Annotated in this window: 13 protein-coding genes; 5 read left to right on the top strand and 8 right to left on the bottom strand. The window is 73.3% G+C overall.

The window, feature by feature from the left end; translation table 11 throughout:
* The first annotated feature begins 27 nt into the window (after positions 1–27).
* Positions 28–1,770: an ATPase gene (locus ACH47X_RS05020; protein WP_397402000.1), complete on the top strand. Its 1,743-nt coding sequence runs from the start codon at positions 28–30 to the stop codon at positions 1,768–1,770.
* Positions 1,771–1,843: 73 nt separating this feature from the next.
* Here ACH47X_RS05020 and ACH47X_RS05015 read toward each other — a convergent pair whose 3' ends face one another.
* Both ACH47X_RS05015 and ACH47X_RS05010 read right to left on the bottom strand, forming a co-directional pair.
* Complete coding sequence (locus ACH47X_RS05015) at positions 1,844–2,665, bottom strand: metal-dependent hydrolase (RefSeq protein WP_397401998.1); 822 nt, start codon at positions 2,663–2,665, stop codon at positions 1,844–1,846.
* A gap of 146 nt (positions 2,666–2,811) precedes the next feature.
* Positions 2,812–3,291, bottom strand: a complete 480-nt coding sequence (locus ACH47X_RS05010; protein WP_397401996.1) for a GNAT family N-acetyltransferase — start codon at positions 3,289–3,291, stop codon at positions 2,812–2,814.
* Between the two features lie 126 nt (positions 3,292–3,417).
* Here ACH47X_RS05010 and ACH47X_RS05005 point away from each other — a divergent pair, with 126 nt between their 5' ends.
* From ACH47X_RS05005 to ACH47X_RS04990, 4 genes are all read left to right on the top strand, one after another.
* On the top strand, positions 3,418–4,479 hold the full coding sequence (locus ACH47X_RS05005) for an LLM class flavin-dependent oxidoreductase (RefSeq protein ID WP_397401994.1): 1,062 nt from the start codon (positions 3,418–3,420) through the stop codon (positions 4,477–4,479).
* Between the two features lie 168 nt (positions 4,480–4,647).
* On the top strand, positions 4,648–5,556 hold the full coding sequence (locus ACH47X_RS05000; RefSeq protein ID WP_397401992.1) for an oxidoreductase: 909 nt from the start codon (positions 4,648–4,650) through the stop codon (positions 5,554–5,556).
* Entirely contained in the window at positions 5,553–6,521 is a 969-nt protein-coding gene (locus ACH47X_RS04995; RefSeq protein WP_397401990.1) for an SDR family oxidoreductase, read from the top strand. The genes ACH47X_RS05000 and ACH47X_RS04995 overlap by 4 nt, the downstream gene beginning before the upstream one ends.
* A 10-nt stretch (positions 6,522–6,531) precedes the next feature.
* Positions 6,532–7,128, top strand: coding sequence for a TetR family transcriptional regulator (locus tag ACH47X_RS04990; protein WP_397401988.1), 597 nt, complete (start codon positions 6,532–6,534; stop codon positions 7,126–7,128).
* 29 nt (positions 7,129–7,157) lie between these two features.
* On the opposite strand, the gene ACH47X_RS04985 is transcribed toward ACH47X_RS04990, so the two are convergent.
* From ACH47X_RS04985 to ACH47X_RS04960, 6 genes are all read right to left on the bottom strand, one after another.
* Entirely contained in the window at positions 7,158–8,750 is a 1,593-nt protein-coding gene (locus ACH47X_RS04985) for an ATPase (protein WP_397401986.1), read from the bottom strand.
* 186 nt (positions 8,751–8,936) lie between these two features.
* Positions 8,937–10,427: an FAD-dependent monooxygenase gene (locus ACH47X_RS04980; protein ID WP_397401984.1), complete on the bottom strand. Its 1,491-nt coding sequence runs from the start codon at positions 10,425–10,427 to the stop codon at positions 8,937–8,939.
* A 256-nt stretch (positions 10,428–10,683) separates the two neighbouring features.
* Positions 10,684–11,154: an HNH endonuclease gene (locus tag ACH47X_RS04975; protein WP_020018328.1), complete on the bottom strand. Its 471-nt coding sequence runs from the start codon at positions 11,152–11,154 to the stop codon at positions 10,684–10,686.
* 567 nt (positions 11,155–11,721) lie between these two features.
* A complete protein-coding gene (locus ACH47X_RS04970; RefSeq protein WP_397401982.1) occupies positions 11,722–12,561 on the bottom strand; it encodes an ion transporter in 840 nt (279 codons plus the stop codon).
* A gap of 76 nt (positions 12,562–12,637) precedes the next feature.
* Positions 12,638–13,915 (bottom strand): arginine deiminase, encoded by a 1,278-nt coding sequence (locus ACH47X_RS04965; protein ID WP_397401980.1) that lies wholly within the window; start codon positions 13,913–13,915, stop codon positions 12,638–12,640.
* Between the two features lie 16 nt (positions 13,916–13,931).
* Positions 13,932–14,690 (bottom strand): VIT family protein, encoded by a 759-nt coding sequence (locus ACH47X_RS04960; protein WP_397401978.1) that lies wholly within the window; start codon positions 14,688–14,690, stop codon positions 13,932–13,934.
* Positions 14,691–14,747 lie beyond the last annotated feature (57 nt).

The following is a 14,747-nucleotide window of genomic DNA, read 5'->3' as shown; positions in this document are numbered from 1 at the left end:
CCTGCCCAGGAACTTCGGAGGAAACGCATGAGCTCTGACACCGTGCCCCGCTGGCCCCGGATCGACGCGATCGTCCGCGAGGACGGCTCCGGTGAGGTGACGATCGACGGGACGTTCCACCCGATCGCGACCGGCAGCCTGGAGGAGGCGCGGGTGGAGGTCTTGCGGCGCGTGACGGAGAACGCCGCCCAGATCGGCCGGCCGGTGCGGGCTTCCGCGACCGGCCCCGAAGGGCTCTGGAACCTGATCGTGCACCCGGACGGCACCGTGGTTCCGGAGGAGGACGAGCTCGCGCCGCCGTCGTCGCCGACGCCGCAGGCGCCATCAGTGGCGGCGCCTCCCACGGCGGCACCGCCGGTGGCCGCGCCGCAGGAGCCCCCCACGGGGCCGGGGACCATCCCTGCCCCCGCGTTCGAAGGCGTCCCGGTTGCGGACCTGTCCCCGGGCGGCGACGCCGAGCCCGCCGACCCGATCGACACGGACACGGTGCGTCGCGCCCCGCGGGCCCCTGAGCTGCCCGACGCCGCGCAGGCGCCGTCGGACCTCGCCCTGGGCGGCCCCGCGCAGGGCGACCCGGCCACCATTCCCGTCCCGTCCGGTGCGGACGCGGACGGCGACGCGGGCGTGGCCGACTGGGTCCGCGAGAACGCGGCGCAGGACGGCCCGGGCAACGGGTCGAACGGGGCCCACGGCGGTATCGCGGCCGCGACCCCCGGCAGCGTGGCGAGCCCCGTCTCGGCTCCCGTGAACGCCGTACCGACCGCGGGTTACGGCGAGCCGGAAATGGGCCTGTCCGACCTGGAGTCGGCCCCCGTGCCGGCGGGCGAGCCGAGCGCACCGCGCTCCCGCCGCGAGGCGCGCCAGTCGTTCCTCACGCACCAGCAGGACGAGGACCCGGCCACGCAGGGCTTCCGCGGGATGCTGACCCGCATGGGCATCCGCGTGGGGCCGAGCGAGTCGGAACGGCTCGAGCGCGCCGACGAGCGCGCGGTGAGCCAGCACTGGCCCGGCCCGCGCACCATCTCGATGGTGAACGGCAAGGGCGGCGCGGGCAAGACGCCGTCGACGGTGCTGCTCGCGGCGGTCTTCGCGCAGTTCGGCGGCGCGGGCGTGGTCACGTGGGACAACAACCAGACCCGTGGGACGCTGGGCTGGCGCACCGAGCAGGGCCCGCACGAGTCCACGCTGCTGGACCTGCTGCCGCAGACGGACCGCCTGCTGGGGCCGTCGGCGCAGGCGGCCGACCTGGCGCGGTACGTGCACCACCAGACGCGCGACCGGTTCGACGTGCTCCGGTCCAAGCCGATCGCCATGGCCAACGAGCAGCGCATCGAGCCGCAGGACGTGGACGCGATCCACTCCGTGCTCTCCAAGTACTACCGGATGATCCTCATCGACTCCGGCAACGACGAGTCCGACCCGATGTGGCAGCGGATGATCGACCTGACCGACCAGCTCGTGGTGGCCACCACCACGCGCGACGACCACGCCGAGGCCGGTGCCCTGCTGCTCGAGGCGCTCGGCACCCGCGACGGCCGGTCGGCCTACCTGGCCCAGCAGGCCGTCGTCGTCGTCAGCCAGGCCGACCAGAAGGAGTCCTCGGGCGAGCTGGAGAAGGTGGCCGACGGCTACCGGTCCCTGGCCCGCGAGGTCGTGACCATCCCGTTCGACCCCGCCATGGTCGACGGTCACCTGCGGTACGGCGCGCTGCGCCCCGAGACGCGGCGCGCCTGGCTCGCCGCCGGCGCCGCCGTGGCCGGAGGCCTCTGAACGAGGGCCGAGCGACGTCCGGCCCCCGCCCGGCAGCGGGCGAGGGCCGGACGGCGTCGTCGTGCCGGGCGGCTCAGGCCGGGAAGAGCGCGAGCACCTGGTTCCACACGGCCATGGTGTCGTAGCCCATCTCGTTGAGCAGGGCCCACACGATGCCGACGATCGCGTAGAGCGACACGGGGATGAGGAAGATCCACTCCCGGACCGACCCCGCGTCGCCCAGGATCGGCACCGAGAGGTTGCCGCCGGAACGCCAGATCATGTCGAGCTCCAGGCCGCGGCCGTCACGCATCCAGCGGGGACTGCGGAACTTCAGCGGCCACAGCAGCGGCACACCGTTGGTGGTGATCATGTCGCCGAGGATGTGCACGGTGCAGCCCAGCGCCACGCTGAACGGCATCCAGAACCACTCCTCGGGCGCGAAGATCGCGATCAGCACCGCCAGCGTGACCGACGTGGTCCACGGCAGCAGCTTCGTGTCCCGCGTGATCTTGAGCGCCTTCAGGGCGAACGCGACGAGCAGCACGCACATGATGCCCGGGCCGATCAGGATCGAGCCGATCTGCTCGTTGCCCGTGTCGATGCTCAGGAAGCTGAGCCCCCAGGCGATGGCCGTGAACACGGCGACACCGAGAATGGAGTGGGTGCCCTTGCGGTGCCCGCCCGAGACGGCCTCGATGACCTTGACCACGCCGTTCGACACCGGCTTGAGCGAGTTCGCGATGGTGCCCGAGTGATGGTCGGCGTCCGGCAGGAGCGCGGCTCCGGCACAGACGAGCGCTCCCGCGATCACGCCGGTGTCGGTCACCGGATACCAGCCGAAGGCGATCGGCGTCGACGCGGTGACCGCTACCCAGGCCGCGGCTCCCGTCGCGGCGTGGTTGCCTCCCATCATGGTGGTGTGCGCTCCAGTTCCCGGGGTCTCCCCGAATCGGCAGTTAGGCCTTCTGACCAGGTCTGTTCCTGGCCGGGGCACACCCTAGCGCGGGCTACCGACACCAAGCCGGAGGAGCGCGCCGCGCGTCCTGCGCCTCGTGCGGGTCAGGCGCCCGTCACGTACGCGTAGTGGTGGAAGTTCTGGTCGCGCACGAAGCCCTCGGACTCGTACAGGCCCTGAGCGGCGAGGTTGTCCCACGCGGTGGCCAGCGAGACCCGGATGGCCCCGGCCTCCTTGGCCAGGCGGCAGGTCTCCTGCACCAGGGCGCGCGCCCCGCCCGTCCCGCGCGCGGCGGGCGAGACGAACAGGTCGTTCAGCACCCACGACCGGCTCAGGCTCACCGACGACCACGTGGGGTAGCTCTGCGCGAACCCGACGATCCTGGCGTCCTCCGCCGGGTCGGAGCCCTCCACGGCCACCTCCGCGACGAGCAGCACGCTGTCACCCGCGTCGCGGCGGGCGGTCAGGTAGGCCCGCGCCTCGGCGTCGGGCACCTCCTGCCCGTAGAACCACAGGTATTGCCGGAACAGGTCGACCACGGCGTCGACGTCCTCGTCGGTCGCGGGGCGCACATCAACAGACACCACGTGATCATGTCAGGCCGAACCGGGTGGACGCCATGATGTTCCGAGATACCGAAAACGGTACAGAACTGGTAAAGGACGACTCGGGCCGGAACACGCCGCACCCCGCGACGGTTGACGCAGGCGATGAACACCACGCCGCGCCTCTCCGTCCTCGACCTCGTGCCCGTCCGCTCGGGCCAGACCAGCGCCCAGGCCCTGTCGGCCTCGCTCGACCTGGCGGCGCTCGCCGACCGCCTCGGCTACGAGCGCTACTGGTTCGCGGAGCACCACAACATGGCGGCGGTGGCGGCCTCGTCGCCCCCGGTCATGATCGCCGCGGCCGCCGCGCGGACCTCGCGCATCCGCGTGGGCTCGGGCGGCGTGATGCTGCCCAACCACGCCCCGCTCGTGGTCGCCGAGCAGTTCGCGGCGCTCGAGGCCGTGGCCCCCGGCCGCATCGACCTCGGCATCGGCCGCGCTCCGGGCAGCGACCCCGTAGTCACTTCGCTGCTGCGCGCCACGGGGCCGACGGCGGACGTGGACCGGTTCCCGCAGCACGTCACCGACATCCTGAGCCTCATGGGCCCCGACGGCGCCCGCCTGCGCCTGGTCTCCGGCGACATCTACGACGTGCGGGCGACGCCGGCCGCCGCGAGCGTGCCCACGGTGTGGCTGCTGGGCTCCAGCGACTACTCGGCGCGGCTCGCGGCCGAGCTCGGGCTGCCGTACGTGTTCGCCAACCACTTCTCCGGGCAGGGCATGGACCAGATCCTCGCGCTGTACCGGGAGGGCTACCGGCCGTCGGAGGAACACCCGGAGCCGCGCACGTTCGTGACGGTCAACGCGGTGGCCGCGCCGACGTCGGACGAGGCGCACGACCGCGCCCTGCCGCAGCTGCGCCAGATGGCCCGCCTGCGGTCCGGGCAGAAGCTCGGCGCGCTGGAGACGGTCGAGGAGGCGCTGCGCGCCCAGGCGGACGAGCCGGCCGACGGCATGCTCGCCCAGTCCATCGAGGCGATGCGGGCCCGCTGGCTGATCGGCGACGCCGAGCACGTGGCGGCCGAGGTGCGCGGCCTGGCGGAGCGGCACGGCGTCGAGGAGGTCATGCTCGTCCCGGTCGCCGGGTCGCGCGACGACGAGCCGCTGGACGCCACGTTCGGCCGGGCACAGACGCTGGAGCTGGTGGCGGGCGCACTGAGCGCCTGACGATGCGCCGGTCGCGGCCTGCGCCGCGACCGACCAGGGGGTGCCGGATCGTCGGATCCGGCACCCCTTGTCGTTCCCAGGGCTTGTCTCGCCGGGGGAGCAGGTGCATAGTGGGACCCGTCAACCAACTGGTTGGTTGGCCCAGTCGGAACCGCCCCGAGGAGCCCCATGTACACCGTGCCCGACCAGACCGGCCGCACCGTCGTCGTCACCGGCGCCAACAGTGGCACCGGCCGTGAGGCCGCCAAGCGCCTGGCTGCCGCCGGCGCCCGCGTGATCCTCGCTGTCCGCAACCCCGGCAAGGGGGCCGACGCGCTCGCCGAGGTGCTCGCCGCCCGCCCCGACGCGCAGGCGGAGGTGCGGATCCTGGACCTCGCCGACCTGGCGTCCGTCCGGGCGTTCGCGGACGGGCTCGGGCGCGACCTCGGTCGGCTCGACACCCTGGTGAACAACGCCGGCGTGATGGCGACGCCGCAGCGCTACCAGACCGCCGACGGCCACGAGCTGCAGTGGGGCACCAACTTCCTGGGCCCGTTCGCGTTGACCAACCTGCTCCTGCCGCTGCTCCTCGCCGCTCCCGCCCCGCGCGTGGCCACCATGAGCTCCGGCGTGGCCAACGCGGGCCGCATCGACTTCACGGACCTCGACCGGGAGCGCCGTCCCTACCGCACCTGGGCCGTCTACGGGCAGTCCAAGCTCGCCGACCTGTATCTCGCCCGGCACCTCGCGCACCTCGCCGGACGCCGGGGCTGGACGCTGGTGAGCACGGCCGCGCACCCCGGCTTCACGCGGACCAACCTCCAGGTCACGGGCCCGAGCATGGGCAAGGAGCAGCCGGTGCGCTGGTCGCCGGGGAGCATCCTGCCGTCGATGGAGGCGCCCGAGGGCGCCGGCTCCATCCTGCTGGCGGCCGCCGACCCGGCCGCCACCTCCGGTGCCTACTACGGCCCCCGGTTCGGGCTGACCGGGGATCCCCGCCCGGCGCGCCTCAACCGGCGCATGCGGGACGACGCGACGGCAGCCCGGCTGTGGGCCGTCGCCGAGGAGATCACCTCGACCGCCGTCCCGGTCGGATGAGCGGCCCGACGAACGGCTCGACCGGCGCCGCGCGGACGGCGGACCTGCCTGCCCGCCCGCACGTGCCGGACCAGACAGGGCGCACTGTCGTGGTCACGGGGGCCAACAGTGGTACCGGCCGCGAGGCCGCCAAGCGGCTGGCCGCCGCCGGTGCCCGCGTGGTCCTTGCCGTCCGCAACCCTGACAAGGGGGCCGACGCGCTCGCCGAGGTGCTCGGCACCCGCTCCGACGCGGAGGCTGAGGTGCGGATCCTGGACCTCGCCGACCTCGCGTCGGTCCGTGCGTTCGCCGACGGGCTGTTCCGCGACCTCGACCGCCTCGACACGCTCGTCAACAACGCCGGCGTCTCGGTCCCGCCCCGGCGGTACCTGACGGCGGACGGTCACGAGCTGCAGTGGGGCACGAACTTCCTTGGCCCCTTCGCGCTGACCAACCTGCTGCTGCCGCTGCTCCTGGCGGCCCCGTCCCCGCGCGTGGCCACGATGTGCTCGTACGCCGCCAACCAGGGCCGCATCGTCTTCGACGACCTGGACTGGGAGCGCCGCGAGTACCGGGCGCTGCCCGCCTACGCGCAGTCGAAGCTTGCCGACCTGCATCTCGCGCGGCACCTGGCCCACACCGCCGCAGGCCGCGGCTGGGCCCTGGTCAGCACGGCGGCCCACCCCGGCCTGACCCGCACGAATCTCCAGGTCACCGGGCCGAGCATGGGGCGAGATCGCCCGGTGCGCTGGGGGAGCGGACTGCTGCCGATGGCGGTCCCCGAGCACGGCGTCGGCTCGCTGCTCGTGGCGGCCACCCGGCGCGACGCCGCCCAGGGGGCGTACTACGGGCCGATGTCCGGCCTGGCCGGACCGCCACGGCGTGCCCTGCTCAACCGGCGCATGCGCGACGGCGCGACGGCCGCCCGCCTGTGGGCCGTCGCCGAGGAGGTCACGTCCACCGCTCTGCCGGCGGACCGGAGCTAGGCTGAGCGACATGCCCACCCCCGCTGCCGACGTCGGACGCGCCGCGACGCCGACCCGCATCCTGGAGGCCGCCGCCGACGAGTTCGCGCGGTACGGGCTGGCCGGTGCCCGCGTGGACCGGATCGCCGAGCACGCGGCGGCGAACAAGCAGCGCATTTACGCGTACTTCGGCGGCAAGGAGGCGCTGTTCGACCAGGTGGTCAGTGCCCGGATCCTCGACCTGCTCGATGCCGTGCCGTTCGACGCCGACGACCTGCCCGGCTACGCCGTGCGCCTGTTCGACTTCACCGTGGGCCACCCCGAGCTGATCCGGCTGCTGCTCTGGCACACCCTGGAGCGGCCGGGGATGCTCGGCACGCTCGAGCGGTCGGCGACCTCCAGCGCGGCCAAGGTCGAGGCGCTGCGCGAGGCCCAGGCCCGGCACCCCGAGCGCATCGACGCCACGGTGCCCGCCGAGCGGCTGCTGGGGCAGGTGCTCGCCGCGGTGCACGGTTCCGTGCTGACCGCCGGCGGCATGCTCGCCGTCCCGGAGGACACGGCGGCCGCCGCCGACGGCCGGGCCGACGTGCACCGCGTGGTCACGCGGATCGTCGCCCCGGCCGCCTAGCGGCGTCGTCGGCTCCTCGGTCTCCCGGGTCAGAACCCGCGCGAGACCGCCGCGCCCGCGGCCAGCCAGGCCCGGCGGGTCTGGGGGCGCAGGGCCCGGTAGTCGAGCTGGCCGTCCACCATCGCCGGGTCGAACGGGACGGTGACGACCTCGCGCGCCAGCGCACGGTAGCCCTGGGCGACCCGGCGCATATCCGCGGGCGTCGCCTTCGGGTCGGACTGGCTCACCACGACGACGGCCTTCCGGGCCAGCTCCGCCATGTGCTCCCCGCGGTTGGCCAGCGCCTCCAGGAGCAGCGCGCCGGCCTCGGCGTGGTCGTCGCGGGTGCTGGTGGCCACCACGAGCTGGTCGGTGTGGTCGATCATACGCAGCCACATCGGGTCGGACTCGTCGTTGCCGGAGTCGATGAAGATCAGCCGGTAGAACTTGGCGAGCACCGCGTGGATGGCGTCGACGTCCTCGGACGAGATGCGCTGCTCGTGCGCCAGCGCCATCGGCTTGGACCGCAGCACGTCGAACCTCATCCGCGACTGGTGGTGCACGAACCCGGCCAGGTCGCCGAGCTGCGCCGTCGGGCCCAGGAAGTGCTCGGTGCGGGGGATCAGGTCGAGCAGGGTCGCCTCGTGCTGGTCCTGCTCGGTGCGCCAGCCCAGCGTCCCGCGGGTCTGGTTGTTGTCCCACGTGACGACGCCGGAGCCGCCGAACTGCGCGAAGACCGCCGCGAGCAGCACCGTCGACGGCGTCTTGCCGGCGCCGCCCTTGCCGTTCACGATCGAGATGGTGCGGGGTCCCTGCCAGTGCTGGCTCACCGCCTGCTCGTCGGCGCGCTCCGCGCGCTCCGACTCGCTGGGCGGCACGCGAAGACCCACCCGGGCCAGCACGCCGCGCACGCCCTGCGTGGCCGGCTCGTCGAGGCGGTCCTGGACCAGGAACGACGACCGGCGGCTGTCCCGTCGTCCGACGTCGGAGCCGCCGGGTGCGCCCGGTCCGCCGGGGCCGAGGGGCGGCTCGCCGGAGGGCGCGCTCGGTGCGGGGACGGACGGTGCGGACGGCGGGGTGATCGTGCCGCCGGGCGCCCTGCCCTCGGGGTCCAGGTCGCCCTGCGGGCCGAGCAGCGTGATGGGCGGCGCCTGGGTGTCCTGTGCCGGAGCGGTCGGGGCAGGGGCAGACTGGGCGTCCGTCTGCACGTCCGGCTCGGCGGGAGCCGGCGCGGCAGGGGCCGGTGCGGGTGCGGCCGCCGCCTGCACGGATGCCGCCGCCTGCACGGGAGCGGCCGGTTCGGGAGCCGGCGGGGTGGGCACGGCCGGGGTGGGCGCGGGCTGCGCGAGCGCGGCCTGCGCGGCGATCTGGGCCGCCTGCGCCGCCTGCGCCTGCGCCTGCGCCGCCTGAGCCGCCTGGATGGCGCCCACGCCGTCGTCGTGCACCACCCGGCCGTCGGGGTGGACGGTCAGCGCGCTGGGTCCCTCGGGCCCGAGCGCCTGGACCTCGACGGCCAGGCCGATGCTCGCCGAGTACTCCATGACCAGGCGCATGACCTCGCTGCGGGTCTCGCCCAGGCTGCTGCGGTAGACGGGCACGGTCTGGCCGTTGATGGCCACCTGCCCCGTTCCGTCGTCGCGCACGACCACTACGGCGCGCGGCCACCCAGCGGTTTCGACGCTCACTCGGGCGTCCCCCTTCTCCGGTCGCCGGACTGTGTCGTGGCGAGGGTCATGAACGCGGACAGGGTACCGGGGCTCTTCACCCGGTGTGTTTCGGCCTCACCAGGCGGTTCCCCGGGCGACCTGCTAAGGCGGCGTCCGGACGGCTCACACAGGCCCGGAGCCGGCGCCGAACCACCGGTGCAGCGGGCCGAGCAGGTCGGCCTGGTCCGCGCCCACCCAGACCACGTGCCCGTCCGGCCGCAGCAGCACCGAGGGCGGCGCGGACGCACCGTCGCCGTCGGGCGGGACGACGTCGACGACGCGGTCCACCCGGTCCGCCCATCCGTCGGTCGAGAGCCGGCCGGTGCGGTCCAGGAGCAGCCCACGGCCGTCATGCATCCGTTCGTAGAGGCGGCCGTCCCGCAGCGCGACGTCGGGCATCCGCCGCCCGAGCAGGTCGTGCCCGGCGGTGACGCCGTCGGCTGTGCCGGGGCCTCCGACGTCGGGACCGTCCCCGACGTCGTACCGGATCCCCGTCGCCGTGACCTTCTCGACCAGGAGCCGGCGCGCGTCGTCGAGGTCCATCAGCTCCGCCAGCAGGCGGCGCACCGCCTGCGGCCCCGGCTCGGGGGAGAGCAGCACGGTCTGCGCGCGCGTGTTGTCCAGCACGTCGGCGGCGACCGGGCGGCGCTCGGTGGCGTAGCTGTCCAGCAGTCCCGCGGGTGCCCAGCCGTGCACCTCGGCGGCCAGCTTCCAGCCGAGGTTGAAGGCGTCCTGCACCCCGAGGTTGAGCCCCTGGCCGCCGTACGGCGGGTGGACGTGCGCGGCGTCGCCGGCCAGCAGCACCCGGCCGTCCCGGTACCGCTCGGCCAGCCGGGTGGCGTCGCCGAACCGGGACAGCCAGCGCGGCGAGTGCATGCCGAGGTCGGTCCCGGCCACCGCGCGCACCTGCTCACGCAGCTCGTCCAGGGTCGGTGGGACCGTGCGGTCCTCGGCCACGCCGTCGGCCGGGGCGCCGACCCGGTACAGGTCGTCCCCGAGCGGGATGGCACCGAAGTTCTTGTGGGTCTTGCGCACCTCGGCCACGACGGCCTCGATCGTCGCGGGCGGCGCCGTCAGCTTCACCTCGCCCAGGAGCGTCTCCTGCCGGCTGGGCTCGCCGGGGAACCCGATGCCGAGCAGGCGGCGCACGGTGCTGCGACCGCCGTCGCACCCCACGAGGTAGCGGGCGGCGAGGCGCGAGCCGTCGGCCAGCTCGACGCGGACGCCGTCGTCGTCCTGGCTCAGCCCGGCCACCTCGTGGCCGTACCGCACCTCGACGCCGAGCTCGGCGGCCCGCTCGCGCAGCAGATGCTCGGTGACCGGCTGCGGCACGCCCAGGACGTACGGGTGCGTGGTGTCCAGCCCGGCGGGCGCCGGCTTGGTGATACCCGCGAAGGAGCCGAGGGGGTAGCGCTTGCCCAGCGGCAGGAACCGGTCCAGCAGGCCGCGCTGGTCCAGGATCTCCAGAGTGCGCGCGTGGAGGCCGAGCCCCCGCACCACCCGGGTGGGTTCGGCGTCCTGCTCCAGCACGACCACGGACACACCCTGCAGCCGCAGCTCGCAGGCCAGCAGCACGCCGGTCGGCCCGCCCCCGGCCACGATCACGTCACTCATGTCGGACCCCCTGTTCCGTCAGGCGCGAAAAGCCGTGACGGTCGACGATTCTGCGACAGCACCAGGGTCTTGCCGCAAGGCCCCCTGGTCGCTATATGTTGAAAGTGGCAGGAGGTGCGCCCCCGCACCGAGCTCACCGCGGCACTCATGGAGCCGGTGCGGGAGGTCACCAGCAAGTGATCGGCAAAAGGTCAGGTGATCGGCAACTCGAGTTGCCGATCACCTGACCTTTTACCGATCACTCGCGCGCCCCGGCCTAAGCCGCGCGCGCCGCTCTGTGCCGGATGGCGCGGGCGTAGTCCGCGCGGGGGACGTGCGGCGTCACGTGGAGCACCATGCCGGCCTCGGCCGGGGTGCGGTCCGCCTTGTGCGAGTTGCACTCGTAGCAGGCGGCCACGAGGTTCATCCACGTCGAGGGCCCGCCACGGGACCGCGGCAGGATGTGGTCCACGGTCTCGGCGGGGCCGCCGCAGTAGGCGCACAGGCCGTCGCGACGCTTCACGCCGAGCTTGGTGCACGCGGGCGCCCCGCCCGACTTGTAGAGCCACCGCATCGTCACGTACCGGACCAGCCGCAGCACGCGCGGTAAGGGGAACGGACCGAAGGAGCGGCCGTCGACCGCCTCCTCCACGACCGCGACCTCGCGCACGAGCATGTGGATGGCGTGCCGGACCGATACCCGGTGCAGCGGCTCGTAGCCGGCATTGAGGACTAGGACGTCGGCCACGGGCCTGCTCCTTCCGGTGAGCTTGTCGTCTCGGTTCTTCTTGTCCTTCGGATGGTTCTCGGGGTGCCGCACTCCTGGGCCCGGGACGACAAGAGCCGCCCGGGAACAGGGGTCCCGAGGCGGCTCACGTTCACTGGTCCGGCAGAACCGGATCAGGAGCGTATGGCGCCCCGGATGGCCTCGCGGCCGTCCCAGAGGTGCTGCGCTGTGGTCGGGAGGGACGAGGCGGTGGCGGCACTGGCCTTGCTCAGGCCTGCGGCCCGGTGCGTGATGCTCGTGCGAACCATCGTGGATCTCGTCCTTTCCCGTTTCTTGAAGTGGCTGGTGAAGTTGCTGTTCGAGGTGTTGCCGGCGGTACCCGAGACGCGGGGCAGGCGGTCGCTGACACACAACCTGCCGCCACGGCGCGGAGTCCGTGTGTGAAGAAAGGTACAACGAGGACTTGACAGCGTCTATGGCTTTTCCGGAACTGCAACCCAAGGATGCATCAAGGAACCGGCGTGGCGCGTCTCCACGGCGTGTCGCGCCGCCGGCGCCTGGTGCGGGCGTGCCGCAGCCCCTGTCTGGTCAGGGCGCGGGCACCGTCTCGGGTTCCGGCTCCGGGCTCGCGGCGCGGGACGCGGCGAGCTCGGCCTGCACGGCGGCGAGCTGGGCCCGGATCGCGCGCAGCTCGGTCATCACCTCGGCGTCGTTCTTCTCCTCGTGCTCGGCGAGGTCGTCGATGCTCTCCATGCCGCTGACGACCACGGCGATGAACAGGTTCAGCACCGCGAACGAGACCACCAGGATGAACACGACGAAGAAGATCCACGCCATGGGCTCGTGCACCATGACGTCGTCAGCGATGTCCGGCCACGCCTCGCCGGTCATGACCTGGAACAGCGTGAACGCCGTGGTGCCCAGGTCGCCGAAGTGCTCGGGTGCGATCGCGCCGTAGAGGTTGGTCGCGATCACCACGGACACGTACATGACGAGGACCAGCAGCGCGCCCACCGAGCCCATGCCCGGCACGGCCGCGACGAGGCCGTTGACCACGCGCTTCATGGAGGGCACGGAGTCGGCCAGGCGCAGCACGCGCAGGATCCGCAGGGCGCGCAGCAGCGACAGCGGGCCGGTCGCCGGGATCAGGGCGATGCCGACCACGAGCAGGTCGAAGACGCTCCACGGGTCGCGGAAGAAGCGCGGGCCGTGGGCCACCAGGCGCAGCGAGATCTCGGCGACGAAGAAGCACAGCATCACGTCGTCGACCACCTGGAGCACCTCGTCCGCCGGGCCGTCGAGGATCGACGTCTCCAGGCCGAGGATCGCGGCGTTGGCGATGATGACGCCGAGCACCGTCCGCTGGAACCACTGGTGCTCGACCAGCCTGCGCAGGCGCTCGCGAACTGGCGCACCACCGACCGACATCCGGACTCCTTTCAAGGGTTTTGTCCGGAATGCAGAGTAACTGTCGGTCGGTGGTGGGTGTGGCGCGGTCCGGCGCCTACCAGCTCACGGGCTCCCGGATGATCGGGCAGGTCATGCAGTGCCCGCCGCCCCGCCCGCGGCCGAGCTCGCCGCCCGCGATCTCGATCACCTCGATACCGGCCTTGCGCAGCAGGTCGTTCGTGGTCGTGTTGCGGTCGTAGGTGAACACCACGCCAGGCTCGACGGCCACGGAGTTGTTGCCGCTGTCCCACTGCTGGCGCTCGGACTCGTAGACGTCGCCGCCGGTCTCGATGACCCGCAGCCGGCCCAGCCCCGAGACCTCGCCGACGACGTCGAGGAACGACGAGGCGCCGGCGTCCGTCACCGACACGCCGATCGGGCCGGAGTCCGGGCGCAGCACGAACGGGTGCACACGGTCGACGATGCGCGGGTACACGGTGACGGTGTCGACGTCGACGAATGTCATGATCGTGTCCAGGTGCATGGCCGCGCGCAGCCGGGGCATGCCCGCCACGACGATCTGCTCGGCCGCGCCCGCCTCGAACAGCGAGGCGGCGACCTGGGTGATGGCCTGGCGCGAGGTGCGCTCGCTCATGCCCATCAGCACGGTCCCGTTACCGATCGGCATGATGTCGCCGCCCTCGAAGGTGGCCTCGCCGTGGGTGGCCTCCGGGTCGCCCCACCACACGCGGCTCCCCACGAAGTCGGGGTGGAACGTGTAGATCGCTTTCATCAGCAGCGTCTCGTCCCGGCGGGCCTGCCAGTACAGCGGGTTCAGCGTGAGACCGCCGTAGATCCAGCACGTCGTGTCGCGCGTGAACAGCGTGTTCGGCAGTGGCGGCATGAGGTACTCGCGCGCGTCCGGGCTCAGGTCGGCCAGCGCGCGGAAGCCCGGCGGCAGCTCGGGCACGTCGGCCACGGCCAGGCCGCCGATCAGGTACCGGGCCAGCTCGTGCTCCGGGAGCGACTCCAGGTACTCGCGCGTGGCCTCGACCAGGCCGTTGCCCACGATCTCGGGCACGATCTTGCGGTCGAGCAGCCAGTCGCGGGCGCCGGGCACGCGCAGCGTCTGGGCGAGCAGGGCGTGCAGCTCGACGACGTCGACGTCGCGTTCGCGCAGCTCGGTCACGAAGTCGGCGTGGTCCTGCTGGGCGCGCTCGACCCACAGCACGTCGTCGAACAGCAGGTCGGCGGAGTTGGACGGGGTGAGGCGCTGGTGGGCCAGGCCCGGCGCGCAGACCAGCACCTTGCGCAGGCGGCCCACCTCGGAGTGGACGCCGTACGCCGACGAGGGTGTGCCGGCCGGGGGCGGTGTGATGTCGATGGTGTTCATCGGGCGCTAACGGTACTCACCCGGCCGCCGTCGTGCCGAGCAGGGAGCCCAGCGCGAAGGTGGCGCCGAGCGCCAGCGCCCCGCCGACGACGACGCGCGCCGTGGCCCGTACCCGGGGCGCGTCGCCGATCCAGGCCGCGATCCAGCCGGTGCCCGCCAGCGCCACCAGCACCACGGCGAACGTGACGCCGACGCGCCAGGGCTCGGGGATCAGGAGCACCGCGGCGAGCGGGAGCACCGCGCCGATCGTGAACGCGACGGCCGAGGCGAGCGCGGCGTGCCACGGGCTGACCACGCCGTCCTCGTCGATGTTGAGCTCGGCCTCCAGGTGCGCGGTGAGGGCGTCGTGCTCGGTGAGCTCGACGGCGACCTGGCGGGCGGTGGCCGGGGTCAGGCCCTTGGCCTCGTAGATCGCGGCCAGCTCGGCGAGCTCCTCGTCGGGCATGGTGGCGAGCTCGGCCTTCTCCTTGGCGATGAGGGCCTTCTGGGTGTCGGACTGGCTGGAGACCGAGACGTACTCGCCGAGTGCCATCGAGATGGCGCCACCCACGAGGGCGGCGAGACCGGCGGTCAGGATGGGGCCGGTCTGCGACGTCGCCGCCGCCACGCCCACGGCGACTGCGGCGACGGACACGATGCCGTCGTTCGCACCGAGCACGCCGGCCCGGAGCCAGTTCAGCCGCTCCGCGAGGCCTTCGGTGTGCGGTTCGTCGGCATGCCCGACGGCGGGGCGGGTCGTGCCCGGGCGCTCGGCGCCGGACGGTTCTGTGGTCATGGCCCCAGGCAACCAGGAGACGGGTCGCGGGGCCAACACCGGGGGCCGGATTGGCGA

It is taken from the genome of Promicromonospora kroppenstedtii, from assembly GCF_044389675.1.
GTDB lineage: Bacteria > Actinomycetota > Actinomycetes > Actinomycetales > Cellulomonadaceae > Promicromonospora > Promicromonospora kroppenstedtii.
The sequence above is the reverse complement of the archived record's forward strand: the minus strand, read 5'-3'. Positions and strand labels throughout refer to the sequence as shown.

What these genes read in the sequence shown, in the direction of transcription:
- ACH47X_RS05015 (WP_397401998.1), bottom strand. Translation starts at nt 2,665, where the DNA reads ATGATGGGAGGCAACCACGCCGCGACGGGAGCCGCGGCCTGGGTAGCG.
- ACH47X_RS04960 (WP_397401978.1), bottom strand. Translation starts at nt 14,690, where the DNA reads ATGACCACAGAACCGTCCGGCGCCGAGCGCCCGGGCACGACCCGCCCC.
- ACH47X_RS04965 (WP_397401980.1), bottom strand. Translation starts at nt 13,915, where the DNA reads ATGAACACCATCGACATCACACCGCCCCCGGCCGGCACACCCTCGTCG.
- ACH47X_RS04995 (WP_397401990.1), top strand. Translation starts at nt 5,553, where the DNA reads ATGAGCGGCCCGACGAACGGCTCGACCGGCGCCGCGCGGACGGCGGAC.
- ACH47X_RS05005 (WP_397401994.1), top strand. Translation starts at nt 3,418, where the DNA reads ATGAACACCACGCCGCGCCTCTCCGTCCTCGACCTCGTGCCCGTCCGC.
- ACH47X_RS04990 (WP_397401988.1), top strand. Translation starts at nt 6,532, where the DNA reads ATGCCCACCCCCGCTGCCGACGTCGGACGCGCCGCGACGCCGACCCGC.
- ACH47X_RS05020 (WP_397402000.1), top strand. Translation starts at nt 28, where the DNA reads ATGAGCTCTGACACCGTGCCCCGCTGGCCCCGGATCGACGCGATCGTC.
- ACH47X_RS04980 (WP_397401984.1), bottom strand. Translation starts at nt 10,427, where the DNA reads ATGAGTGACGTGATCGTGGCCGGGGGCGGGCCGACCGGCGTGCTGCTG.
- ACH47X_RS04970 (WP_397401982.1), bottom strand. Translation starts at nt 12,561, where the DNA reads ATGTCGGTCGGTGGTGCGCCAGTTCGCGAGCGCCTGCGCAGGCTGGTC.
- ACH47X_RS05000 (WP_397401992.1), top strand. Translation starts at nt 4,648, where the DNA reads ATGTACACCGTGCCCGACCAGACCGGCCGCACCGTCGTCGTCACCGGC.